22 protein-coding genes are annotated in these 24118 nt (G+C 52.1%); 7 read left to right on the top strand and 15 right to left on the bottom strand.

The window, feature by feature from the left end; all coding sequences use genetic code 11:
* Positions 1 to 1949, bottom strand: a 1949-nt coding sequence (locus RA27_RS22025) for an autotransporter-associated beta strand repeat-containing protein (RefSeq protein WP_039544102.1), incomplete at its 3' end; no start/stop codon positions are given.
* A gap of 2846 nt (positions 1950 to 4795) precedes the next feature.
* On the opposite strand from RA27_RS22025, the gene RA27_RS22020 reads away from it, so the two are divergent.
* From RA27_RS22020 to RA27_RS22000, 5 genes are all read left to right on the top strand, one after another.
* On the top strand, positions 4796 to 5170 hold the full coding sequence (locus tag RA27_RS22020) for a hypothetical protein (RefSeq protein WP_039544100.1): 375 nt from the start codon (positions 4796 to 4798) through the stop codon (positions 5168 to 5170).
* A 307-nt stretch (positions 5171 to 5477) separates the two neighbouring features.
* On the top strand, positions 5478 to 6068 hold the full coding sequence (locus RA27_RS24165) for a hypothetical protein (protein ID WP_152610768.1): 591 nt from the start codon (positions 5478 to 5480) through the stop codon (positions 6066 to 6068).
* A 560-nt stretch (positions 6069 to 6628) separates the two neighbouring features.
* Positions 6629 to 7597, top strand: coding sequence for a calcium-binding protein (locus tag RA27_RS23370; RefSeq protein WP_052265446.1), 969 nt, complete (start codon positions 6629 to 6631; stop codon positions 7595 to 7597).
* Between the two features lie 337 nt (positions 7598 to 7934).
* Positions 7935 to 9665, top strand: coding sequence for a type I secretion system permease/ATPase (locus RA27_RS22005; protein ID WP_039544092.1), 1731 nt, complete (start codon positions 7935 to 7937; stop codon positions 9663 to 9665).
* 32 nt (positions 9666 to 9697) lie between these two features.
* Positions 9698 to 10966, top strand: coding sequence for an HlyD family type I secretion periplasmic adaptor subunit (locus tag RA27_RS22000; RefSeq protein ID WP_052265445.1), 1269 nt, complete (start codon positions 9698 to 9700; stop codon positions 10964 to 10966).
* A gap of 666 nt (positions 10967 to 11632) precedes the next feature.
* Here the strand turns inward: RA27_RS22000 and RA27_RS23905 are convergent.
* Positions 11633 to 12390, bottom strand: a protein-coding gene (locus tag RA27_RS23905; protein WP_152610767.1) for an IS5 family transposase whose coding sequence is annotated in 2 segments (ribosomal slippage) — positions 11633 to 12066 and positions 12066 to 12390 — 759 coding nt in all. Because the reading frame shifts where the segments join, the coding sequence is not laid out codon by codon here.
* Positions 12391 to 12689: 299 nt separating this feature from the next.
* Positions 12690 to 15572: a Tn3 family transposase gene (locus tag RA27_RS21980; protein WP_039544077.1), complete on the bottom strand. Its 2883-nt coding sequence runs from the start codon at positions 15570 to 15572 to the stop codon at positions 12690 to 12692.
* 64 nt (positions 15573 to 15636) lie between these two features.
* Between RA27_RS21980 and RA27_RS21975 the strand changes: the two genes are divergently transcribed.
* On the top strand, positions 15637 to 16299 hold the full coding sequence (locus tag RA27_RS21975) for a recombinase family protein (protein ID WP_052265444.1): 663 nt from the start codon (positions 15637 to 15639) through the stop codon (positions 16297 to 16299).
* A 7-nt stretch (positions 16300 to 16306) separates the two neighbouring features.
* Complete coding sequence (locus RA27_RS21970) at positions 16307 to 17038, top strand: hypothetical protein (RefSeq protein ID WP_039544075.1); 732 nt, start codon at positions 16307 to 16309, stop codon at positions 17036 to 17038.
* Between the two features lie 163 nt (positions 17039 to 17201).
* Here the strand turns inward: RA27_RS21970 and RA27_RS23365 are convergent, their stop codons facing one another.
* From RA27_RS23365 to RA27_RS24155, 12 genes are all read right to left on the bottom strand, one after another.
* Positions 17202 to 17750, bottom strand: coding sequence for a DUF2726 domain-containing protein (locus tag RA27_RS23365; protein WP_052265443.1), 549 nt, complete (start codon positions 17748 to 17750; stop codon positions 17202 to 17204).
* Positions 17751 to 17863: 113 nt separating this feature from the next.
* Positions 17864 to 18271: a hypothetical protein gene (locus tag RA27_RS21960; protein WP_039544072.1), complete on the bottom strand. Its 408-nt coding sequence runs from the start codon at positions 18269 to 18271 to the stop codon at positions 17864 to 17866.
* Positions 18272 to 18280: 9 nt separating this feature from the next.
* The gene (locus RA27_RS24780; protein WP_039544069.1) at positions 18281 to 18931 is read right to left on the bottom strand and encodes a hypothetical protein; all 651 of its coding nucleotides are present in this window, start codon (positions 18929 to 18931) and stop codon (positions 18281 to 18283) included.
* Positions 18932 to 19001: 70 nt separating this feature from the next.
* Positions 19002 to 19304: a type II toxin-antitoxin system RelE/ParE family toxin gene (locus RA27_RS21950; protein ID WP_039544065.1), complete on the bottom strand. Its 303-nt coding sequence runs from the start codon at positions 19302 to 19304 to the stop codon at positions 19002 to 19004.
* A complete protein-coding gene (locus tag RA27_RS21945; RefSeq protein WP_008759070.1) occupies positions 19289 to 19477 on the bottom strand; it encodes a hypothetical protein in 189 nt (62 codons plus the stop codon). The genes RA27_RS21950 and RA27_RS21945 overlap by 16 nt, the downstream gene beginning before the upstream one ends.
* Before the next feature lie 11 nt (positions 19478 to 19488).
* Positions 19489 to 20208, bottom strand: a complete 720-nt coding sequence (locus RA27_RS23895; protein ID WP_241484132.1) for a tyrosine-type recombinase/integrase — start codon at positions 20206 to 20208, stop codon at positions 19489 to 19491.
* Entirely contained in the window at positions 20183 to 20503 is a 321-nt protein-coding gene (locus RA27_RS23890) for a hypothetical protein (protein ID WP_082025233.1), read from the bottom strand. Before RA27_RS23890 ends, RA27_RS23895 begins: the two co-directional genes overlap by 26 nt.
* Positions 20496 to 20834, bottom strand: coding sequence for a hypothetical protein (locus tag RA27_RS24160; protein ID WP_152610766.1), 339 nt, complete (start codon positions 20832 to 20834; stop codon positions 20496 to 20498). Before RA27_RS24160 ends, RA27_RS23890 begins: the two co-directional genes overlap by 8 nt.
* A gap of 25 nt (positions 20835 to 20859) precedes the next feature.
* Positions 20860 to 21414 carry a hypothetical protein gene (locus RA27_RS24510; RefSeq protein ID WP_193746564.1) on the bottom strand — a complete coding sequence of 185 codons (555 nt, stop codon included), beginning with the start codon at positions 21412 to 21414 and terminating at the stop codon, positions 20860 to 20862.
* A complete protein-coding gene (locus tag RA27_RS24505; protein ID WP_039544061.1) occupies positions 21402 to 21728 on the bottom strand; it encodes a hypothetical protein in 327 nt (108 codons plus the stop codon). Before RA27_RS24505 ends, RA27_RS24510 begins: the two co-directional genes overlap by 13 nt.
* Positions 21729 to 21991: 263 nt before the next feature.
* Entirely contained in the window at positions 21992 to 22381 is a 390-nt protein-coding gene (locus RA27_RS21925) for a hypothetical protein (protein WP_052265441.1), read from the bottom strand.
* Positions 22382 to 24118, bottom strand: a 1737-nt coding sequence (locus tag RA27_RS24155; protein ID WP_193746563.1) for an HNH endonuclease, incomplete at its 5' end; no start/stop codon positions are given. It abuts the gene before it with no gap.

Genomic DNA, 24118 nt, shown 5'->3' with positions numbered 1-24118 from the left:
GTGACGTTCAAAACACCCGCGTTTGCATTGACCGTTGAGAATTCGGAAGCTCCCGGCCCGGTGACGTTCAGCGTACCGGCCCCGGTCTTTGTCAGCGCCTCGAAATTGGTAACCTGAACAAGATCTGCACTTTGAGTCGCGGCAATGTCTGCCGACACTGTGTCGTCCCCAGCGCCGCCGTCAACAACCGCGCTAACATCAGTTCCGCCCAGAATGTTGAAATTGTCATCGCCGTCAAGAAGGCGGATTTGCGAACCTCCGTCAACGGTCCCTGCGACCGTGAACGTGTCAGCATTGTCCGTGAACGTTACTGCGCCATCGGCTGTGAGCGTGGCGCCTGAAGAAACCGTTGCGACGTTGATATCGTCGAGATCACCGGTAACGTTCAAAAGTCCTTCGTTTACGTTGACCGTTGAGAAGTCAAACATTCCGGTGAGGTTAAGGGCACCGGCACCATTTTTCGTCAGGGTTTCGAAATTGGAAGCCTGAGTAAGAACCGCATCTGACGCACTGGTTGCAATGTCTGCATCTATTGTATCGGTTCCCAAGCCACCATCTACAACTCCCGTGACCGCAGTACCATCTTGTATTCTGAATGTGTCATCGCCCAAACCCAACGTCAGGTTACCTGCGCCTGTATCCAATGTTCCAGCCACATCCAACACGTCCGCTCCATCGCCGAGCGTCCCTTCGGCGAGCAGAGTTCCGCTGTCACCGACACTAAGGGTTGTTTCGTTTGCCGATCCCGTGACCGTTGTCTGGCCACCAGATCCATTGTCAAGGGTCCCCGTCACGTTGAGTGTACCGTTGTTGAGTGCTACACCGCCCGAAAATCCATTGTCACCCGTCAGTGTTAGCGACCCCTCGCCGTTTTTTGTCAAGGTTTCAAAGTTGACGGCTTCGTCCAATGTGCTGCTTGCGGTGGCAACAACATCAACTTCAACGCTGTCGGCGCCACCGCCGCCATCAATTGTGCCGCTGATATTGGCATTGTCACGGATAATTAGCCTGTCCGAGCCTGCTCCCAGTTGGAAGCGACCAGCCCCTGTATCCAGCGTGCCCGCTACATCCAACACGTCGTTTCCGAGGTCGAGCAGCGCAGTCGCGTTGACCACGCCGGTAGCACCGACAACGACAGTATTCACACCATCGGTTCCGGTAATCCGAGTAGCCCCGCCAGAGCCATCGTCGACGGTGCCGTTCAAAGTCAAATTTGTGCGCAGCCTACGGAGCGAAGCAACTGCGCCGCTGCCATTGGCCGCGCGCTGCACGCCAAGCTCTGGTGTAGCCAAATCGCCATTGAAAATCACATTGGACGTCTCATTTTCGTCTGGCGCATGGGTCCGCACAAAATCAAAGCTTGCGCCATCTTCAAACGTTACAACATAGCTGTCTGTAGAAATTATGAGTTGTTCGATATTTGCGATATTTGTTGCAAAGACAGTGTCTGCAGTTGGTGCCACCGTCAACGTATCAGTGCCCGCTCCCCCATTTATGCTTCCTGTGACAACTGTGTCTACAAGTCGGAAGGTATTGTCACCACCGCCAGCCCTGACGTCGCCGACAATCCCGCCGTTTAGAATGAAAGAATCGTTGTCGTTTCCAGCTCCGCCATCAATGGTGTTAACGGTGCCACCATTCACCGCAATAGTGTCCCGATCCCGTCCGCCACTAATTTGATTTGCAACTGCACCATCGTTCACGGTGATTCTATCGATGCCGCCTGCGGCACTGAAATTACCGATCGGTCCGCCATTGCCATCGCAGACAATAACGTTAGGTCCGGTGATGTTACCGCTACCTCCGGTAATGCGACAATCAGCTATAGCAGGGTCAGCGCCAAAACAAACAAATACAGCCGCTGCGGCGGCAAAATGTGGAGCCGAGGTCAGCACATGCTTGCCTCGTTTGAAGATGCGGCCTCCGCGAAGTAAGTTTAGTGGTTTCATAACTGATTACCTCAACAAAAAGACAAGATGGTGGATCGTTCCAAATCTCTACACAGACATTATGTGGAAAATTTGACCGAGTGACCGGGTGTCGTGTTCGCGAACGCCACTTGCCGGAACAAAATTTCAAAATTCAGAGTGCTAGCCTGATTTGGGAAAACCAAGTTCAGAATCGCATTGCCTTTTGCATGCGTCGGTCTTCGCCCTCTAATAGCGACAGGATTATTGTCTTGCATGGCTTTGATTACTTTCATGATTCTTAGCGTCAACCGCGCAAAAAATTCGTGATAGATACATGGTTCCGACGCTTACCCGCTCAACTATGGCCGCAAACTCTGCCTGCTTTACTTTACGAAGGTCGAACAACGCACGCCGCGCAAGCAATCTCAAGTAACAACCCTGTGACTGAGCGCAGGGGCTGCTTTCTTGCTTCATATTTAATACAGCAATCGAATGGCGCTTTGTACGGGTTGCGCAACAATGCTATCCGACTTTTGCTCTCCAGGTCGGAATCGATGCACAATTGGCGACTCTCTAAGCCAGGCTTAAGCGGGTTAAACCGATTGACGATTTGAATTCTAGTGATCCTGCTGGCGCACTCAGGCAGTGTTCTCAGCGCGATCGTCGGAGGCAATAAACCTCTGTGCCCTGTCCTGCTATTCTCTTCATTTTGCCGCCATTATTTCCGATTTTGAGGATTTCAACGTCAATTTTGCAGACTTCTCCCGAATTTTCCCCGTTTACTGCGGGAACCAGCCGCTGCATAGCTTGGGCAGGCAGCATCACTGGAGAAGCCTCTCGTGCGATTGGATGAAAGTAACTGTCAATTTGGTTGTACATATTGCACCAACCTTTGGGTGAAAACTGAGGTGAAGAGAGCAATCGATTTTAAGATATTCCAACCGAATGACCCGCTTGGCTACGGCCCAAAATCGGGCAATTGATGGAGCCGATGCGTTTCGAATGTTGAACCTGGTGTTGGACACTTCCTCGAAATGCGGCCGAAGGCGCGCTACATTCTGGATGTACTACCAACCTGCATCCGGCGCCGAACTCACCGCGATTGGAATCTGGAGCGAACATACACCTTCTACACTGCGCGGTGGTCTCATAGAGCATTCATCGAAAACCAGACGCAGCTGTCAAAATTCGGGCTCTCGGAGGTGTCGCAAAACCCAACAAAGAATTGCCAGCAAGAAAATAGCATACACTCACAGCGCTATCGACGCTCAACCGATGGTATTGGGGTATCAAAAAATCGCAACAGACATCAGAAGCTTGACGGAGAAACTTCATCGGCTACGCAGGTGTCTATTTGATCACATGTCCTGCTTCGAGGTACCAGCTTGTGCACAAGACTATCTTTTTGCGGACCGCGCTTAGATATTCTGCCCCCAAGTTTGCATTTCTGCGGGGTGAAGAAACTGGATGCTCGGAACATACGATGAAAAGTAGACGGCGTTGATGTGTTGCTGTACTTTGCTTCCATTACCACAAAAAACGAACTGCTACGGCTGCGCATCCCTCTTTCGATATTGCATTTGTTTGGTAGAGCGCCATTCCAAATGATGATGAGGTGGGATTTCGCATAGCTCTTTTTTGATGAATGTGTAGCGCGGGCTTCGATATGGGCCCCTGGCTTGAGCCTGCACGTCCTTCGAATCGCCCGTGATACGCCGAACAATTCGATCATGGACGCGGCGCCGGCTGGGTTCACAGCGAGGGATGGCTTCAACAAAAGCCTCAATCGCCTGAGGCAATGTGCCAGTGGAATGCAAAGGTTTTTTTAAGAACGCTTTTGACAGTTTCGATAAACGCATTGACCGAACTTAAAGTCCCCTGAGAATTACAAACAATTATTTGGACCAGGCGACGGAAAGCAGCGACGTGTAGCACTTAGCCTGTTTAGCGGGCGCCTATGCGCCATAACAAACATAAAGCTCCGTTTAACTACGCCATTATATAGATATGCAAAATCCATTATTGACCTACAACTCGGAAACGTGGCGAGTAATGCACCACGCAAACGTTCACAGGGGTAATTTGGCGCTTTTCAGCCCAATACGACGAGCTGAATGTGGCGTCGATATGCCCGCTTGGAGCCTCCACCTCATACATCCCCAGAATTCTACGCTATTGCAGAGCCAATTCACCGATCGATCCAATTTTTAGCACAGATTCTCGAGTCGTGATTGTCGATGCGGGCCGAGCCCCGCGCAGCAAGTGAAGCGGGGGTGATCCGCTTACGATGTAGCGCGCCTTATTTCTGTTTTTTTGCCACAATTAAGCTATCTAACGCCTTACAATTGGCTTCAATTCCTTATTCGAGCCCGCCTCACAGATTGTTTACATTCAGTTGATCTCAGACCACTTCCTATTTCCGACCACCATCCATAAAATCGTGAGTCAGCACTCATGATTCACTTCTTGGCGCAATTAATTTCGCTACCCCTCAAAAACGAGTTCACTGTTCGCACCATGCTACCAATGCTACCACTCACAAGTGAAATTGAATGCTCTTTTTCTGGCTCCGCCGAAATCGAGCGTTCAATTATCACATTCGGTTAAATATTCGAAATAGACTACCTAGGTATCAGTTAAACGGGGATGAATAATAGGTATGCTAGTTGGGAGGCTTATATGTGCAATTATGGTCGCTGCGATTATGTCAGCTTTTGTGTTGGTTGTATTTGATTCGCCTATATATGCGCTTGCGATGTATTCGCTGGGTGGATCTGTCATTTTAATAACCCTTTCGTTGACACAGTGGCTTCTGTCATTGCTCACGGATCGACGCGCGGCATCACTTTTTTCACCAAAGCCAATAGAAGAACCGAGAACAGAAAATGAATGACAAGAGTCACTACGAATTTGATCTGCGCATCATTAGGATGGAGGAGGCTTGCGCTGTTCTTCTGGAGACAGTCAATGCTATCAAGACACTGATGATCGAGTTTCACGACAGAGGCGATAGAGCTTCTTTGAAGCTCGCGATGGACATTGTCGAAGTGAACTCGAATATCGAATGCAAAACGCTATCGAGCTTCAATGCAAACAAAATGAACTTCCAAAAAGTGATCGCAGATTATCCTCAGGTCTGCAAGTTGATGCCATACACGGTGAGTTTCTTTGGTACATCGTCAGCAAGTCATCCATCGGAGCCAAATGAGGATGTAGAAAATGACATTGATGCCGAAGTGCCGAGCGTCAGTGGATCATAACTGGTTCAACAGGGGGCACTATCTATTCATTCAACTCTTCTGCATCGAAAGCGCTCAGAATCTTAGATCTTGCTCGCGGTTGCTGTCTGTCTGTTCTTGCGTTCGGCGCCTTTCGCCATGACGCCGTATAGCATGGGCTTCGCTGGTCCGCTCTGAATTGTGCCAACAAGTCGAATCAAATGCCCCGCGGCCTCCGCAATTTAGAACGAACAAGGTGCTACGCCCTCAAACCATAGGGTTTCTATGTTGTGGCGGCAGTAAAACGCAAAGCTAGCAATAGGCGTCAAAACTACGGAGCAGAGGATAGGTGCGCAAGAACACTAAGCGCCAGAATCGCGTATATTCAGAAAGCGCTCAACGCATGTATAACGAACATTATAACTTATCCAATGTGCCATCTGGCTTGGCAGAGCAAGAGTCAGGGAACGACAACAATTCACCAGTCTGGAAGCAAGCTCGATCGCAAATCACTTCCTTGCCTGGGCGCGATTGCCTTGTAGTTTCAGACCCCCAATCCGACGCTGCAATCATGCTATCTCGATACCTTGTCGAAAGTAGGTTTGTTGTCCACCAACTCAACTGCCTCGAAGCCGCGATCGATGTACTTTCGGTGAGAGCAACCGGGATTAACCGCACCCTGTCAATCGCAATTTTTGATATCGACTTTCTTCAACTGTCCTGGTCACTTTCCGAAATAGTTGACGAACTTGCAATGCTTAGAGAGGAAACTTTAAACGTTCCCATAGTATTAAGTTCCAGCGTTTGCGATTATGGAAAACTTGAGCCGTTTGGGGTAGCCATTGGAGATGTGAAGCTCCAGTTCCCATGTTCAAGATCTGAACTAACGCAAGCGATACTTGCAGCAAGGCAAGTCAATGCTGTGTGGCAACAACAGTAAGCACAGCTGCGACCCAAGCATAACCGATTGGTACGTTGAAACCTTCGGTATTGTTAAAAAGTTCAAAGAATTTTATTCGAATTGTCTTGCTTAAACTTGTCCAATAGGCGCACATCCTTTCAATAAAATTCAAATACTATTATTTGTTTAAACGGTATCATTTGCCCAAAGTTATTCGGAGGGATGACCGCTAAAAGATTTCATTCCGCAATGCTCTTTTCCGGCCCAAAGAAGGTGTTTAGCGACATTGCTGCGCGAGTATTGGGCCGAGGGATTTGCTTGACTAATGTGCGCCGTATTTCCATTGTGTTCTGCTGTTGCCAACCGAGCATTGATTTCATCCGACTAGGTCAAAAAAATATACTAGAATCCGCCTTAATTGAAAAAAATCGCCATAAAGTTTTGGGCTTTCGCCACATTCTCAAAAACAAGCTTCTTTTTGCGGCTACATTTAGTTGGCAAGGGTAATTGGTTCGAGCCAAATCAAATTTATTTGATTAGAAAACTGCATTATTTTGTGTAGAGAGTTTATCACTTTACATATGAATTGGAGTGAGAAAATGACTAGTAAAGCAGGTAATGCCCTTGGGTTCGATGGAAGCACAATTTTCGAAACTTGGTTGGAAGGTGAATCGGCGTGGTTCGACGCGCTCGTCGAAGCTGTAGGTAACGGCGGCAACCCAAATCAATTGTTTGGATCAACCAGATTGGGTGCCGATGAAGGTGAAATCGCGACACTTAACATTCGCGGCACGGCAAAGGCACTTGAGAAAGGCAAGATTACGTTTGAACCAGGCGCTGATACTGTAAACGACGATACGGTTTCGGTTGACAACAACGTCAGCGTTTTTGAAAGCGGCGATGACACGTTCAATGGTATCGACGTTGACGGCGTTATCACCAACGGCGGCGTTTCAACCGGAGGTCAAGCGGCTCAAGCTCCGCTTCTGCTGACGGGTGGTGCCGGGAACGACTCTCTCACCGGAGGCCAGGATGACGATGTTATCGCGGCGAACTTCGGTGATGACACAGTTCGCGCCGAAGGTGGTAACGATTTCGTAAAGGCCGGTGCAGGTAACGATGTTGTCTACGGCGGCGCAGGAAACGATCTCATCTACGGTGAGTATACCGACTCTGTGAAACACGAAAATCAGTATGGAAGCTCAGCTGACACCAACGATCGTTTGTACGGCGGAGAAGGCAACGACATTATTTTTGGCAACCAAGGAAATGATCTGCTCGATGGTGGCGAAGGTAATGATACCCTGATCGGCGGAAGCGGCGACGATGAATTCGTCTTTAGCGGCGGCAACGATAACATCCTGGACTTTGGTCGTGGTGCTGACGAAATAACCATTGATCTTGGCTATGGAAAGGAAACCTTTGGTAGCCAGTTCGACTTGACGTCTGCGCAGGGGTTCAAGGCCACATTGGCAGATGGAGGTGATTTTACCTACATCTTCGAGGACAGCGATGGAGAACTTGCGACATTGACCGTCGGTGCGGATGTGGACACCCTGTTCCTCTAATCGAGTATTGGCGCCACCCTGAGTTTTGGGTGGCGCCTTTTGTTGGTTTGGGGGCATTCAATTTGGAACCGCTAACAAAGACCGCGATTTCCCAAGTTAGTTGACTTATTGATGAACATCGGACGTTTGCATCTTAGTACTTATCTTGCTGTCGTTTGATTAACCCCCCTCATACCAATGAGAATGCAGGCGCCCCTCCAGCCGCATCGCTCATGGTGTCTTCTCAGGTTACGAGATTGCTTGCTGCACTTTTGCGATGGATGGCACCGAGGCTCCCCGCAACCCCATTTCGCAACACGAATATCTACCTCTTTGCATTTAGGCCGGAATTACCACGATGAGCATAGGACGATTGGCTGGTGTAGACGAGCTACGCCGCGCGCGACGCACCAGTAGAGGGCTTTACTGGGCCGCGGGCTTATTCAGTTTTTTCGTCAACCTTCTGATGCTTACTGGCCCTTTATATATGTTGCAGGTCTACGACAGGGTGCTTGGCAGCCGATCCGAAGCTACTTTGGTCGCGATGTCGCTTTTGGTGGCATTTCTTTTTGTGATGATGGGATTATTGGACTATGCGCGCGGTCGAATTTTGACCCGCGCAGGCGCACGGTTTCAAGCTGCGTTGGACCGTCGAGTTTTTGACGCGATGATCCGACGCTCTGCAACGTCTAACGATGCAAGCGCCCAAACAGGTCTGTCTGACCTGGAATCGGTGCAAAAACTGATTTCCTCGCCAGTTTTAATGGCTGCCTTCGATCTACCATGGACGCCTCTGTTTCTGGCCGGCATCGCTCTTTTTCATCCGTACCTTGGTATTTTGGCGTTCAGTGGAGGTTTGATTCTAGTGTTGGTGGCACTATGTAACCAGATATTCTCTCGGCACCCGCAGTATCGTGCCACAATCGCCAGCCAACATGCCAATGTGATTTCTAACGAGCTTCGCAGCGAAGCCGGAACTATTCAAGCAATGGGAATGCGAGATGCGGCGTTCACTCGTTGGCAGGACACCCGCAGCGAAGCACTGGCGAGATCTGTTTCTGCAACCGACGTGGTTGGTGGCTTCACCACTGCGACCAAGACTTTGCGATTGTTCTTACAATCAGCGATGCTGGGTCTTGGAGCCTACCTGGTATTACAAGGTGAAGTTACACCCGGAGTGATGATCGCTGCTTCAATACTGTTGGGTCGTGCCCTGGCACCTGTAGAACTCGCACTTGGCCAATGGGGCATAGTGCAGCGCGCGATCAAAGGCTGGCGGAGTCTTTCAGAGTTGCTTGCACGAACGCCGCCTGAGCCACAACGGATGCTGTTACCAAAACCCTCCGCAACACTCGACGTTCAGTCACTTTCATTGGTGCCGCCGGGTGGACAGACTCCCATACTCCGCAGCGTTTCATTTCGACTTCAGCCTGGTCAAGCTTTGGGCGTCATTGGACCATCAGGTTCTGGTAAATCCTCGCTGGCTCGTGGTTTGACCGCGGTATGGAAACCAGCAACCGGAACAGTTCGTTTAGCCGGGGCAGGCTTGGAGCAATATGATGCCGAAACTCTGGGTAAACACATAGGTTACTTACCGCAGCGCGTGCAACTGTTTGAAGGCACGTTGGCTCAAAATATCGCCCGCTTAGCAAAGCAACCGGATCCAGAAAAAGTGGTGGTTGCAGCTAAAAAAGCTGCAGCCCATGACTTGATCGTGGCTTTGCCCGATGGCTACGACACACCGGTGGATGGCTTGGACACCAGACTTTCGGGCGGGCAGATGCAACGTATAGCACTTGCAAGAGCACTTTATGACGATCCCGTGATCGTCATTTTGGATGAGCCAAATTCAAACCTCGATAACGAAGGGTCCGGGGCGTTGAACCGAGCGGTTGCACAGCTAAAAGAAGAGGGAAAAGGTGTCTTGATTATGGCCCACCGACCTGCGGCAATCCAGGAATGTGACCTATTATTGGTACTAAACCGGGGCATCTGCACGAACTTCGGCCCAAAGGAGAAGGTGCTGCGCGAAATGGTGGACAACCATAAGGCAATAAACAAAAAGATCAGTATGGGTGGCGTGCAGTGACCAAGAGAGAAAAGTGGTCTGTCAAGCAACCCATGTTTATAGGCGTTGTTACGCTTTGCACCCTGATTGGAGGGTTTGGAACTTGGGCCGTGATGTCCAACATTGCAGGAGCCGTCGTAGCGGACGGACATATTGAGGTGGACCAAAACCGGCAGGTTGTACAACATATCGACGGCGGGATTGTTGGTGATATCTACGTGGAAGAAGGAGACAGAGTTGAGGCAGGCGATACGCTGATCAGACTGGACGACAATCTTCTGCGGTCGGAGCTAACCATCGTCGAAGCGCAACTGTACGAGCTTGCCGCCCGTCGCAGTCGGCTGGAGGCTGAGCGCGATTCCAGCGCAACAGTCGTTTTCGACGACGAGCTGCTGGAGGCCGCACAAACGCAGGTTGAGGTTGCTGATCTGGTGCGTGGGCAGGAGCGGCTGTATCACGCTAAACTTGAAACCGTTTCCCAAGAGATAGAGCAGCTCGACAAGCGGCGTAGTCAGATTCGCAACCAAATTGAAGGCATCAGAGCGCAGCAGGCCTCCGCCAATGTACAGTTGGGGCTGATAGTTGAAGAACTGACAAGCCAACAACTTCTGCTCGACCGTGGGTTGGCCCAGGTAGCTACGGTTCTTGCATTGCGCCGGACGCAAGCCGCGTTGGAGGGGGAACTTGGAGAACTCGTCGCAGCAGAGGCTCAAGCCGAAGGTCAGATCACGGAGATAGACATCGAGATCCTGAAACTGGGCACTACGCGGCGTGAGGACGCGATAACGAGATTGCGAGATCTAAGGCATCAGGAATTGGAACAAACCACTCGCCGTCGATCTTTGATAGAACGCTTAAACAGGTTGGACATCACTTCACCGGTTTCCGGTATCGTATATGGCATGACCGTGCAAACTCCGCGTTCGGTAATCAGGGCCGCGGAGCCGGTATTATACGTTGTTCCTCAGGACCGGCCTTTGATAATCGCAGCACAGGTAGATCCAATTCACATCGATCAGATCTACTCGGGTCAGGAGGTTGTTTTGCGATTTTTGGCCCTCGATCAACGCCAGACACCTGAGCTTTACGGAACAGTGAATTTAATCTCGGCGGATGCATTCGAGAATGAGACGCTCGGCCTGAAGTACTTTAAAGTCGAAATTCAGCTCAACGATGGGGAGACGGTCAAACTGCCCCCTGGCGTCGATTTGGTACCCGGTATGCCTGTGGAAAGCTATATACGCACCAGCGACCGTTCACCTATGGCCTATCTACTCAAACCATTGAGCGACTATTTCGTCAGGGCTTTTCGCGAAACATAAGCTGAAGAAGGTGATTTGCTGCTGGCCCGGCAACACTCATCTTCTAGGTGTGCAAATACAGCGGGAGTCAGATGCGCCATATAAAGACAAAGATCTAAGTTTTCTGACAATAGTGTGAACAGAGATGCAGGGATGATTGGTTGCAATTCCCACCAGGATTGCGAGGCTAGATTTTATCTTGAAGACGATACACCGACGAAATGCACCTCAAAAAATAATGGGTTTCCCGTCGGTGGCAGAATTAGTTGTATTGAGGGGTGGTAATGGGCCAGATAGTTTCGGTGCAGTTCGGGAAGCAAAAAGCTGACCATGAAATATTTGATCAAGCCTCGATAGAGGCTGGATGTCGAATGATTGAAACCGCAGTTGTTGAAACCATAGCTGCTTCTATCTTCAATTCTCAGTCCTCGCCAGAACTCGCAATCGAAATTAGTGACCATGTGACGTCAATTCGCAGGTTGCTCGAGAGCCGAGTCCTGGACTTCCCAAGACGGAGATGATGACCTTCAACCAAAAAAAGGAAAATAACGGTGACTGAGGGCCGTATTAACTTCAGGCTATCGGTCTAGAGTTCGGATCTTTGCCCACTGATGTAGTCGGCTGTCATGACAATTCGAACTGAGGCTAGAAACCACACTCCAGCTAGGGTCAGGACTCGTTGTTGTTTCATAGCCAGAATATGACAGTGGCGGCGAGAGCGATGGCGGAGAGGGATACCTTTGGGCACCTGTCATAGCGGGTTGCCACACGCCGCCAATCTCTGAGCCTGCCGAACATAATCTCGATCCGATTGCGCCGTTTGTAGCGGCGTTTGTCGTATTTGACGGTAGCCTTGCGTTGCTTCCGGCCAGGGATGCATGCGCGTATTCCTTTGTCTTTCAGGGCTTCTCTGAACCAATCGGCGTCGTAACCTCGATCTCCGAGCAGCCAGTCGACATTGGGCAGGCCGCTCAAAAGGGCCTTTGCCCCGATGTAATCACTCACCTGCCCGGCAGTAACAAAGAGGTTCAAAGGTCGCCCTTTGCCGTCACAGATGGCGTGCAACTTGGTATTCATACCGCCTTTGGTTCTGCCAATCAGGCGACCGCGTCCCCCTTTTTAACGCCCAAGCTGGACGCTGTGCGGTGGGCTTTCAGATAGGTGGCGTCGATCATGATCGTCTTCTCTTCACCATGCTCAGCGGCCAGACCGACCATCATCTGGGCAAAGATGCCTTTATCACTCCATCGTTTCCAACGGTTGTAAAGGGTCTTGTGCGGCCCGTACTCCCTGGGCGCATCCCGCCATCGTAAACCATTGCGATTGATGAAGATAATCCCACTCAACACACGCCGGTCATCGACACGAGGCTTGCCGTGGGACTTGGGGAAATAGGGCTTCAGACGCGCCATCTGCGCATCGCTCAGCCAGAAAAGGTCAGACATGTCACCACTCGGTTTTCGAACGGTGAATCATGCAGAAAAGCGGAAATCAATAGGTCCTGACCCTAGCGCCGGTGGTCGACCTCGGTATCGCGGCAGTCTGGCCGAATGATGGTAAGCGGCGACCGGCGCTCTCCAGGCGGATCGCATCACGGTGTCGACTACGGACGCATTGTGGCAGCAGGACTGATGACATTTGCTCCCCTTGCTGCGCCGTTCCTATTCACGCAACTGTCGTTTGTCCGAGGCTTGTCAGCGGGAGCTATCAAGGGGTCAGTTGCGTATAGGGGCGGATTCCTGCGCTAAGGGATTTTCGGTGTAATTTTGGGCCATCTGTACTCGCCTGTGATCAGAATGTGCGCCCATCCGAGCGGAGAGACGTGTGAGAGCAGGCTTTCCGGGTCGTAGATTCCGGCATGTCTGCGTTTGGCGATGATCTGACCAAGTTGTTTTGTGTTCCAGTAGATGATGATCGCGGCCAAGAGGTTCAGTCCGGCCAGTCGGTCATCCTGGGCACGGCTGGAACGATCACGGATTTCGCCTTGGCGACCGATGCGTAGGGCGTTTTTCAGAGCGTGGTGCGCCTCACCTTTATTCAGGCCGATCTGGGCGCGACGCTGCAACTCACTGTCTGTAAGCCACCGTGCGATGAAAAGGGTGCGCTCGATCCGCCCGACTTCGCGTAATGCCACAGCCAAGGCGTTCTGTCGTGGGTAAGAAGCCAGTTTGCGCATGATCTGACTGGGCTGCATGGCTCCGATGTCCATGGTGACGGCGATGCGCAGGATATCCTCCCAGTGATCGCGGATCAGGTTTTCCCGCACTTTCCCGCCAATCAAGCTGCGCAGGTTCTTGGGCGCGGCGGCAGGGTCGAAGAAGAAGAGCCGCTTTGACGGCAAGTCGCGGATGCGTGGTACAAACTGATAGCCGAGCAAGGATGTCATTGCGAACGTGTGATCTGTGAAGCCGCCGGTGTCCGCATATTGCTCTTTAATTTTCCGGCCCGCCGCCGTGGTTAGCAGGCCATCCAAAATGAACGGCGCTTCGTTCACAGTTGCCGGGATTTTCTGGGAAGCGAACGGGCCAAACTGATCAGACACGTGGGTGTATGCCTTGATGCCTGGATCGTTGCCGTACTTCGCGTTGATCAGGTTCATTGCCTCGCCGTGCCGCGTCGTCGGGAAGAACTGACCATCGCTAGAAGCGGTTTCACCAAGCCCCCAGATGTGTGCCATCGGCAGATCGCTTTGCGCCTCAATGATCATAGCAAGAGCACGATTGATAGCATCGCTGACAATGTGCCACTGCGAGATGCGCTGAAGTTGCCAATATCCGTGGCTGTTTGAAGCCTCGGCCATTTTGCGTAGGCCGAGGTTCAGCCCTTCCGCCAGAAGCACATTCATAAGACCAAGCTTGTCGGGACAGACCGCTCCGGTTCGGAAGTTGGTGAAGGCGTCCGTGAAGCCAACTTCGGCATCAACTGCGAGCATAATGTCTGTGATCCGTGCCTCGGGCATCTGGGCATAAAGATCGAGCACGAGTTGATCCGCTCCTTCCGGCATACTCGGAGGCAGACGGTCGATTTTCAGCGCACCCGCCTCGATACTCGCGTGAGGCAACAGCTCTTTGCTGGCCGCGCGGCTCAGCATTTTGAGCGCCGTGGCCATCTCCTGCTTTTTCTGGGCCAGCCATTCGTCCACGTTGAGGGGCACTGCCAGTCTTGTGCTGGTAGGCAAGGCCGATGCGGGCACCAGGGATTTGGACTGATCGCCAAACCGCTCCGTATGCGCCAGCCATATATCGCCAGAGCGGAACGCATCGCGCAGGTGGAAGAAGACAGCGACTTCCCACATCTTGATATCATCAGCCTTCAAGTGCCGATGCCATTTTGAGGTTTTGCGCAGGAAGCCCTTGGGCTGATCATGCCTGGCTGCCTTGTCGCGGATCAGATGCGCCGCTTTCAGCAAAGGCGCACAGACCGGTGCGGCCTCGATCTGCAAAACGCGCAACATGCGCGGGGCATAGCGTCGGAACCGGCCCCATCCGCCGGTGACATGGTCTATAGGGTCAGCCGTCATGGTGCTGGTCAACTTACCAGCTACGGCAACCAGGCTTTCCAGTTCAGGCCACTGGATCACTGGCTCAAGCGGTTGATTGTCACCATGAGCCGCCAGAAGAGACGTGCCCATATCCTTGAAAGACAAGAGCGTGTCTCGGATGCTGCCTTGGGCATCATCAATCCGGGCGTCGGCCAACCGTTTGGCTTCGCGCCAGGTGCGTCCCACGATCCGGTCATGGGTTTCGACAAGAGCGTCAGAGATAGCAGCCTGCCATTCCAAGGCACACACGCCCATGATGGCATAGCGGCGGTTATTGGAGAGATCACGCAATGCATCTGCAAAGTATCGTTCGCCGTGACGACGCAGCCGTTTGATCTTGTGCAATGGAATGTCGGCCAAGATATTGTCTGGCAGTTCAAGCTTTTGCAGGCGCTCCAGACGATCCAAAAGCTGATTGGCCGCGCGTGAGTTGTTGCCCACATCGAACTGGCGCAGCCAAACGAAACGCGTCAGCTGGTCGGTGACCATGTCGTCCAGCAACGCATCAAGACGCCGCCGCGCTCGATCATCCAGCCGATCAGCGATGACAGCATCAATCTGCCGTTCGGCAGCGACCAGCATCTCGGCACAGAGCCGTTCTATGGTACTGATCCCTGGCAGGATGATCTGTGTCTCGCGGCATCTGGCGATAAAGCGTTCCGCAAGGTCGAGATTGGAAGTAGCGTGGAAGGCTCGATCCAAAAGCCATTGCCGCAGTTCCACTGCAACTCTGCCCGTAATATTCTTGAAGCCGTAGAGATCACGCAACTGTGCCAGATGATTGTGCCGTGTTTCCTCTCGCGTGGCGTATCCGGCGAGATCACTCGCCTCGATCCCGATCTGGGCGGCCAGGAACCGCAATACCTCGATGGGGATCGTTTCGCCCGGTGCAAGCAACCGACCTGGATATCGCAAGACACAGAGCTGGAGCGCGAAGCCCATTTTGTTGTGGGAGCGACGGCGCTGTTTGATCTGTTCAAGATCAAAGTCATCGAGTGTGTAGTGCGCCTGCAGTCGGGCTGGGTCAGTTGGCAAATCTAAAAGGCGGGCCTGCTGTCGCTTGGTCAGAATGCTTCGTCTTGGCAAAATACGTCCCCCTTGATCAAATTGCTAAAAGGGACAATAATCACGCCAGTAAAAACAAGCCATTATGACTGCTCAAACCGCACCAGTTCAATTGGGACAGAAAACGCCCGCTTCATCAAAGCGGGCCGTGATCTATGCGCGGGTTTCAACCTCTGACCAATCCTGCGAACGACAGATTACCGATCTGACCGATTTCGCCGCCCGCGCCGGGTATGAGGTTTTGGACATTCATAAGGAGACGATCTCCGGCACCAAGACCAACCGCCACGCGCGCAACCAGGTGATGGCCCTCGCGCAAGCCCGCAAGATCGACGCGGTGTTGGTGACCGAACTATCCAGATGGGGACGTTCGACCCAAGACCTCCTGAACACGCTGAACCAACTGGCTGGATGGAACGTCTCTGTGGTCGCCATGTCCGGCATGACGTTCGAACTCGACAGCCCCCACGGTCGGATGATGGCCACCATGCTGGCAGGCATCGCTCAGTTCGAACGCGATCTCATGAGCGAACGCATCAAATCTGGTCTCGCCGCCGCCAAGGCTCGCGGCAAAAAACTGGGCCGCCAACCCGGTCAACGCCCAAAGTCAGACCGTTTGGCCCCGAAAGTCATGGCGTTGATCGAAGAAGGCCGCTCCTACCGCTGGATCGCCCGAGACCTCGGCATCAGCAAAAACACAGTCCTTGCCATTGCAAAGAGAAATCAGAAAACAGTCTCAGTTGCGTAGAGTACACATGAACCAGTCCGAAAAACCTATCATACCCCAAGAAAATATGACGCTTTATCAGCGTCAACTCTGTGGGCAACGCTTCAAGGATCAGGTGATCAAAGGCCTCAACCCACTTCTCAAAGGCACTGGCTGGAAGCGAAAATCTGCATGGGTATTCAAAGTCGATGGTGACTGGTACCTCACAGCTTTCATTACGGGTGGAACGACGCCGGACGGTATGGAAAATCTGATTAATGTGGAGCTGGGGATCAAACCGATGGCCGTTGACCCCATCTATTGGAAAGCCACCGGGTTATCCGACAACATCAAGAAGCCGCCTTCGTTCCGATCCAATGCAGCTTTTAAGATGCCAGCTCTCCCTATGGCAAAACAGACATGGGACAAAAATCTCACGGATGTGGAACAAGCCAGCACAGACATTTTCAACGCGATCACGGGTATGGCTGGCGCCGCTATCAAAGCCATAAAATCAAAGACATACTCAGAACTCGTATCTGAGCATGAGAACGCAGACAGGTACCAAACTCTTTTTTGGTGCAGCCTAATCGCTGAGGGGAAAGGCAGCACCGCTTTGGAGAAAATGCGGGCCCATTATTTCAAGGATGGGCAAGAACCTGATGCTCAAAGTCAGGCAGCCGAAATACTGGAAGGGTTTCGGAGCGTCATAGAAGGCAAAGACGCCGCGCATGGTCGTCACCTGACGACGGACATCTATGGAAACCAAAAAATCCCTTAGCGCAGGATTTCGCCCCTATACGCAACTGACCCCATCAAGCGAAGCCAAGCAGTCTATCGGGGCGCAGGACACCCAAGTGGTCGAAGAGAAGAAAGCAGCCTGAAACGAAACCGAGATCAAACTAAACCAAGCTGCAAACTGGTCGAAAACCCAGGACCACCTCTCATCGCTTGGTAAGCCAGTACCGTACCTTGTTGGCGACTTCCGCTTGGGACACACCTTCATTGAACTCAAGCAGAGGAACGTTGGCACTACCCAATGCAAGTCGCTTTACCGCGTCACGCTGCGCTGCATCCTTGCTCAAAAAATGACCAGACCCATGGTACTCAAGCACCAACTTTGGTTCGCCAAAGGCATCAACTATCAAAAAATCCACGCGCTTTGAATTGAACGATTTAAAGGCACGATCTTGCGCTTTTTGTCCCGCTCGCCCTGTCGTACCCAAAAAGCTACCCATTGAGACTTCCGCCAAAAGACGATGCTTCGGCTTGATGCCCTCCAAAGCTTTCTCTGCCGGTGCAAAAACGGCTTTGTATGCCTCAACGTTGATGGGCTTGCGTGTCTTCAAATCAACAGCATTGATGAACTTCAGCTGGTTTCGCGGATCACTAATGTCCCATTCCGCCGCCAATGCCTTGACCTTTTGGGCGCGCCATTTCGAACGCAACCAAACAGCCGCTGCACCGATCATCAATCCAATCAAAAAATCCAAGTTTGGGTACCTTTTTGTTATTCGGACGTGTCCACGAAGAACTGCAAGTTTTGGTTGAGCACACTACGATTGAGCTGGAGCTGATGAACGTTGCAAAAGAGTAGGAACGGTGATCAAGTAAATTCAATCGTGCAGCCTGTCAGATTAAAGGATCGTCCATCAAAGGTCACTAAATTACCGTTCTCAACCCTTGCAAGTTCGCTACCTACGGCAGCTGCACCCAATTCAATATCCTTTCGCCATCCAACTAGATCGCCCCTAAACTGAACCGCGCAAAATATTTCTGATGTCGTCGTTGTTATGAGACAACCACCCTCATGTGCCCCGCCTGATAGTGCATTTGGGGGATCAGAAAAGTTCAGTATTTTCTGGAGTAGAGCTCGAGCACTTTTGCCCTTGCTAACCGCAAAATAAAGCACGCGGTCGCTATCTGCATCCTTTGAACCTGGTATTTCGAGTTCATCAGGCTGAGCTATATGGCTTCCGAGCACCTTCTCCATTTGTGTTTTTGGTCTTTTCATCAGAATGCCTTACCGCGTTGGTGTTACTACGAATTCAAAGTTTGATATCCCTGCATCAGTGAAAGCCCTTGCATAGTGCTGGGCCAAAGCTTGGTTATTTGTATGGTAAATGGCCCCACCATCGAACGCTACAGAGTAGTTTCTAGCTTGATCGACCATTTTTTGCTGTTCGGCTACAGCCCAAGGCTGATTTCCATTTGGACTGTTCGGGTTACGAATTGAAGTAGCCCAATCATCAGTGAACTTCGCATCAACCGCTGTTGTTCTGCCGTTAATCACTGTCACATCGTCCGCAATTCCGTTCACTCGACGGCCATCAACAATGACTGTGAATGATCGATCTGATAGCGAAGCACCACCGTAGATTTCACGCACACCAGTTTCATAGGACTGGGCTTTGTCGATACTCCTCGCGCCCGTAACACTCACAGCATCTGTTGTTCTGAACGCTCCCTTATTTGTGGCATTACAACACTCTGACGCGACTTTGGCGAAGTAATCAAAATTCCCCAATGAACTCAGTTGGATATGCTGCTGATGCTCCAGCGCGACCGGCTCAAAATGTTGATATCCCCCCGACGTGGGTTTTGCCTGTGCAGCGCCAAGCGCCAGAAGCACAGCCAATAGGCCTGCAAAGAAGGATTGAAGTCGCAAGATCATATCCCAGTCTTAGACCGGATACCGCCCGCTTGGGAAGCCATAAGCATTTGGCTGCTAAAGAAGAATGGGGTTAGAGCGGCTTGACGTTTTCCATCAGACGCGCACCGTGGATCACTGCGGCAATGCGGATGTGATCGGGATAGACGGCATAAATCAGCCGCCAGCGATGGACAAAGACCTCCCGTACATCCTTGTCACCATCATATTCAGGAACACACCGCCCCTGTCCGGGCTGACCGATCAGGGCCTCAGCCCGCGCGAACATCTTGCGGGCAACATTGCGGGCATAAAGTGGGGAGTCTTTCTCGATATAGCTGACGATCTCTTCCAGATCGTCCAGCGCCCGATCCGACCAGATCAGTCGTTGAGCCATTTCGCAAACCGCGCCTTTGCATCCTCGTGGCTCACGCCGCCATTTTGATCAATGCTCTCAAGCCCGTTGTGGATTTTCTCCAGCACATAGAGCTTATATTGCGCATCTTCATAGGTGGCATCTTCGGGCAGCGCCCGAACCATGGCCTCGATCTCCTGCTTGGCGGTTTGCATCGATTCAATCCTCATCCGTTATCACCATCATACATGGGATCGGTTTCATCTTCCACAACGTCCTGATCCCCGCTCATTTTCGCGGGATGAGTGAGGGTATGGACCTGCTTGAGCTGGCGGATTGAGACCTGCGTGTAAATCTGGGTGGTGTCCAGCTTGGCATGACCGAGGAGCTGCTGGATGTAGCGGATATCGGCACCATTCTCCAGCATCAGCGTTGCGCAGCTATGGCGGAACAGATGGCAGGAACCGGATTTGCCGATCTCGGCCGCATTGATATGGCCGCGCACCAACTGCGTCACGCGGTTGGGCGTAAAGGCTTCGCCAAGGCTGGTTAAAAAGAAGGCGGGATCATGGCCGGTCAGATCAAACTGAGGCCGCACCTCATGCAGGTACTTTTCACACCAGAGCAAAGCCCGCTCCCCGATTGGCACCATCCGATCCACCTTTCCCTTACCCTCCCGGATAAAGATCGTGCCGCGCTCGATGTCAAAGTCATCCCATCTCAGCGCAATCACCTCCATGCGCCGCATCCCCGTGCTGTACAGCACCTCCAATATGGCCCGGTCGCGGATGCCCATTGGCTCGGATATGTCGATGCCATTCAGGATCGTTTCCACTTCGGACTGGCTCAGGATCGCCTTGGGCAATCGCTTGTCCAGCCGCGGCAATTCCAGATCAGAGGCCGGGTTGCTCAGAAGGTGATTATTCTTTACCAGCCATGAGAACATCGCGCGTATGGGGATGATACGACCGTGCTGGCTGCGCACCGATAGCGGTTTGGAACAGATACCGCTGATAGGCTTCAAGAATGGGCTTGGTGATCTCCTGCGGATACTTCAGCCCCCGCTCGTCGGCCCATGTCACAAAATAGCGCAGATAGGTCTCCCGGTTCGCCACCGTGCGCGGGCTGTAATGTTTCTCCAACTGGTGCGCCAGAAACCGACGCATCCAATTATAGAGCGTGTTACTGTCACTGGGGTCACCAATCGGCGGCAATGGTGTATGCTGGCCCTTCTTACCCATAAGAAGCCTCTGCGGCTAAAAAAAAAGAAGGGGCCACAGGCGCGCGCATCATCAACACCAGAGCAGCCATCACCCGGCCTGCAATCTGGCACATCGGCAAACACGGAACGCAGCGGCCTGATCTGGATGGGGTTTTATCTTCAGAAGCAACTAAAGGAGTAGCTACTCTTTTAAGTAATATAAGGAACGCAGGCGCGGGCAGAGAACGGTGCCAATATGCAGTTTCAAAGTCCATGACCGCTTCGCCTTTTTCATCGCAACCCATTGGTTTTAAATTATTCAAGCGGTCAACCAATTCATGACCACTTAACGACCACTTCCCCAAATCCATGACCACTTGGGGATTTTGTGACCGCTTAAACCGGGGCATCGGCAACAAACGGGGATTCCAGGCCAAGACCACCAAGCTCGGACCCATCACAAGCCAGCTCATATTCAAAGGACATGCCGCCCCGAACCGCCGAGCGATGCACCAGCAGATATTCCAGCTCCGCCAACCGTCCCAAATGGATTTTCAGCATCGTATCCGTCCAACCAAGCGCTTCCCGCGCTTCCCGTCGTCGGAACCGGATATTCCTGACCTGCACATCCTCTGTGTCAGCTCGCCCTCTGATCCAATCCTGAAGCGCAATGAGCAGTTTCCGCGTCTGCGGCGGCAGCTCGTCCAAGGTGCGCCCCAGCACCACCGAGGACAGCTTGTTGGCAAGCTCAATGTCCTTCGGCCAGACTTCGACATATTCAATGACGCGGCCATGATGCTCCACCCGCTTTACCTCCCGGCTATACTGATGCAAGAGCGCAATCGCGCTGATCAAGCCAAGGTATTTCATATGATCGCGCCGCGTCCGTGTCTGACCATCCGCAAAGCTCAGCTCCCCCGCATAGGGGTTCACCACCTTCAGAGGTCGCAACAGCCTCTGTGAAGCCCTGTGATAGCCTTCCGGTCCATTTCCGCCAACAACCCTGTCAGCGTCTGCCGTTGGCGCTGTGCAGTCTGTATCGCCCGCGTTTGATCCCGGCTTTCATTCACTGTCAGAACCATGCAGCGATTCAAAAGCTCCTCGTCAATGTCGATCGCTGTCGTCGTCAGGAACAGCATCACCGGGCCTTCCACCCGGTATTCCTTGGTCACAAGCTGCCCCGTCGCATCATCCTTGCCCGTACTGGCAATCGTGATCTCGCCCTCCGATTGCAACAGCTTCAGAGCATAGGATGCGTTATGCACTTACAGACACAAACGCAGACCAAACGCGCCCCTCTCGCCCATCAACAAATAGCCTGCATGACCCATCACAATCCGGGGAATTCGTTGCAAAACGCGCGGGCTAAAAAGGCAAAGACAAAAGGCGCGTAAACCCGTCCGCGAAGGAAGATTAAAAACCGTTGACAAACAATTCAATCTGACGCACGCGGGCGCGCACGCACATACCTTGCCCCGTATATGCACTTAGTGACACCGACGGGGCCGACGAAAGAATAAGACAAAATTCAAAACTCGATAAACGGAAAAGTTTCCCGGAAACGTTCTTCAACATGAGGATTTGAACGTAACGCCGATGTAGCCCCTTCTCGCTGCGATGCATCCGTTTGGTGGTCGTGGAAACGCAAAAACGCGATGCCATCAAGAGCAAGTAACTCGACTTCAGAAGCGTCCCAACTCGGATGGAACCCAAGATAGTTTACAGTTCGCAACGTGTAGTCAAATTTTTCATCAATATCTAAGATATCAAAAAAGTAATTGGGGACCTCATCGGTGTTCTCAATGACAAAATATAGCCAATCTTTAAATTCAGAAAATGTTATTATGCCGCCAATGAGGCAGGTCGTTGCAAAACCGATATCCGCAGAATCGTTCTTCACCAGATGAAACTGCCGCATCTATTGCCCCCCAGAAACCGCGTTGCCACCAATGTGCCCAGTATCACGATGAATATCTCTTGGCACCAACTGCATGCGGCCCGTATCCTGATGATGGTGCCAAGTAAGTCGGGGGATGCTTGCCTTACCCGATTGGATAGCCTGTAGTTGATCTGGTTCAAATTGGGCCCGCAATTGAGGATTACTGCCTAATGTACTTCTCAGGTCCCGAGTAGCCATCCTCATTTGACCTTGGTAATCTACGCCTGAAAATTGCGCCGCAGAGAAACGAGTGTCATAACTCGCAACATCATCAAATATCGGATACCCGCGCTGATCAAACACTACACCCGTCTCAGGATGGCGGCTGCCTGCAAGGTGAACATTCTTTGCACTATAAGGCGGCACCGTAGTTGAGGTCACATTGCCACTGTAGAAGTCCTCATAGTTTTGCCGCCATGCTCGGGGATCATAGAAGCCATCCGTTGGTCTATTTGTAGTGTTTGCTTGTCGATTTGCAAAGTAGGTTTTTGTTGAGGTTTTGGCTGCGGCCAGAGATGCAGCGAGGCGTCCGCCGGGCGTTGCTTCCATTGCGACGTAGACGAGTGCTTTTCCGGCGCCCTCCGCATTGAAAGCAATTCGCATAGCTTCATAGGCATCTGCGGTATTGCCTGAGGCCAGAGCGTTTCGCGCTCTCTCGAGCCTATTTAGATCTTGTGCTGCAAAGGACTGCAGATCTGTCCCTTGGATCGCCGGATCATTCACAACTTGCTGTAGCGCAGCGATCTCAACATCCAAGTCTGACGGTTTCCCACTGGTGATCGCCTCTGCGATCAGACCTGACACATGTAGCTGCTGATCTCCGGTAATGAGAGGGTTTTTACGCGCCACAATTGATCTGAGGCCAGTATCTGACAGGATAAGAGCAAGCTCTCTGGGCGCAAAGTCTTTTGAACCGGAGGTCACGACGGCGCGCAAGGCAAGCCTCTTTGTGCTCTCTGCAACCCCTGTAGCTGTCACAATCGAGCCGACCAGACCGGCCTGATCCAGAAACTCCTGATTTGCCCAAAACTTGTTGTAGTATTTATCTTTGGCAAAATACTGCTGCGAAGTTCCCGCAATGTAACCTTGTTGGAGGCTATCAAGGAACGCACCAGCGATCTCATTTTTGTCAACGGTCGCAGCGTATTTTCTATCGACCCGACGAAGGGCTTCTTGGGTCAACAGAGTCCGGGCTTTTTCCCGCGTTATCCCGCAATGTCCGCGTTGCTGACAAATCTCAGCAATAAACTCATCAAGGTTTTCATTGATCAGATCAATTTCCGCGCGATGCAGTTGCCTGTTGTTGGCAATACCACTGACACCCACAGCGGACGCGGCGCTTACATTCTGTGCCTCACCTCCTGAGAACAGGAATCCTGCTGCCGCTGCGAGAAGCTCTACCCGCTGTTGCTGGTCTTTATCCGAGAGAGTTGTTCCGGTTCTCTCCAAATGTCCCGCATATATGCTTTGAACGATAGCGCCTGCAGCGCCAGCTTTACAGTCCGCTCCGGTGGCTTTGGCGGCGGCACATCCTGCGAGGCCGTGGAGGATGGCGTGACCGGCGGACCCTTCGCCTCCGTTGATGGGGTTGCCGTTTGCATCCTTGAACAGGCTGCCGATCTCGAACTGCGCATCTGCGAGTACCAGGTTGGTAACTGTCCGTACGAGGCTTGCTGAGAGCCCGTCTGCAAAGTCGGTGTCGTAGACAGCCGAGCT

Source organism: Ruegeria sp. ANG-R, from assembly GCF_000813985.1.
Lineage (GTDB): Bacteria > Pseudomonadota > Alphaproteobacteria > Rhodobacterales > Rhodobacteraceae > Ruegeria.
This window is presented reverse-complemented; position numbering and strand designations above follow the sequence as displayed.

Excerpts from the sequence above, each read along its gene's own strand:
- RA27_RS21925 (WP_052265441.1), bottom strand. The coding sequence starts at position 22,381 with ATGCGGCAGTTTCATCTGGTGAAGAACGATTCTGCGGATATCGGTTTT.
- RA27_RS22000 (WP_052265445.1), top strand. The coding sequence starts at position 9,698 with ATGTTTATAGGCGTTGTTACGCTTTGCACCCTGATTGGAGGGTTTGGA.
- RA27_RS21950 (WP_039544065.1), bottom strand. The coding sequence starts at position 19,304 with ATGGCTCAACGACTGATCTGGTCGGATCGGGCGCTGGACGATCTGGAA.
- RA27_RS21960 (WP_039544072.1), bottom strand. The coding sequence starts at position 18,271 with ATGAAAAGACCAAAAACACAAATGGAGAAGGTGCTCGGAAGCCATATA.
- RA27_RS23895 (WP_241484132.1), bottom strand. The coding sequence starts at position 20,208 with ATGTTCTCATGGCTGGTAAAGAATAATCACCTTCTGAGCAACCCGGCC.
- RA27_RS21945 (WP_008759070.1), bottom strand. The coding sequence starts at position 19,477 with ATGCAAACCGCCAAGCAGGAGATCGAGGCCATGGTTCGGGCGCTGCCC.
- RA27_RS23890 (WP_082025233.1), bottom strand. The coding sequence starts at position 20,503 with ATGGGTAAGAAGGGCCAGCATACACCATTGCCGCCGATTGGTGACCCC.
- RA27_RS22005 (WP_039544092.1), top strand. The coding sequence starts at position 7,935 with ATGAGCATAGGACGATTGGCTGGTGTAGACGAGCTACGCCGCGCGCGA.
- RA27_RS24780 (WP_039544069.1), bottom strand. The coding sequence starts at position 18,931 with ATGATCTTGCGACTTCAATCCTTCTTTGCAGGCCTATTGGCTGTGCTT.
- RA27_RS22020 (WP_039544100.1), top strand. The coding sequence starts at position 4,796 with ATGAATGACAAGAGTCACTACGAATTTGATCTGCGCATCATTAGGATG.
- RA27_RS21970 (WP_039544075.1), top strand. The coding sequence starts at position 16,307 with ATGAACCAGTCCGAAAAACCTATCATACCCCAAGAAAATATGACGCTT.
- RA27_RS21975 (WP_052265444.1), top strand. The coding sequence starts at position 15,637 with ATGACTGCTCAAACCGCACCAGTTCAATTGGGACAGAAAACGCCCGCT.
- RA27_RS24160 (WP_152610766.1), bottom strand. The coding sequence starts at position 20,834 with ATGGATTTGGGGAAGTGGTCGTTAAGTGGTCATGAATTGGTTGACCGC.
- RA27_RS23370 (WP_052265446.1), top strand. The coding sequence starts at position 6,629 with ATGACTAGTAAAGCAGGTAATGCCCTTGGGTTCGATGGAAGCACAATT.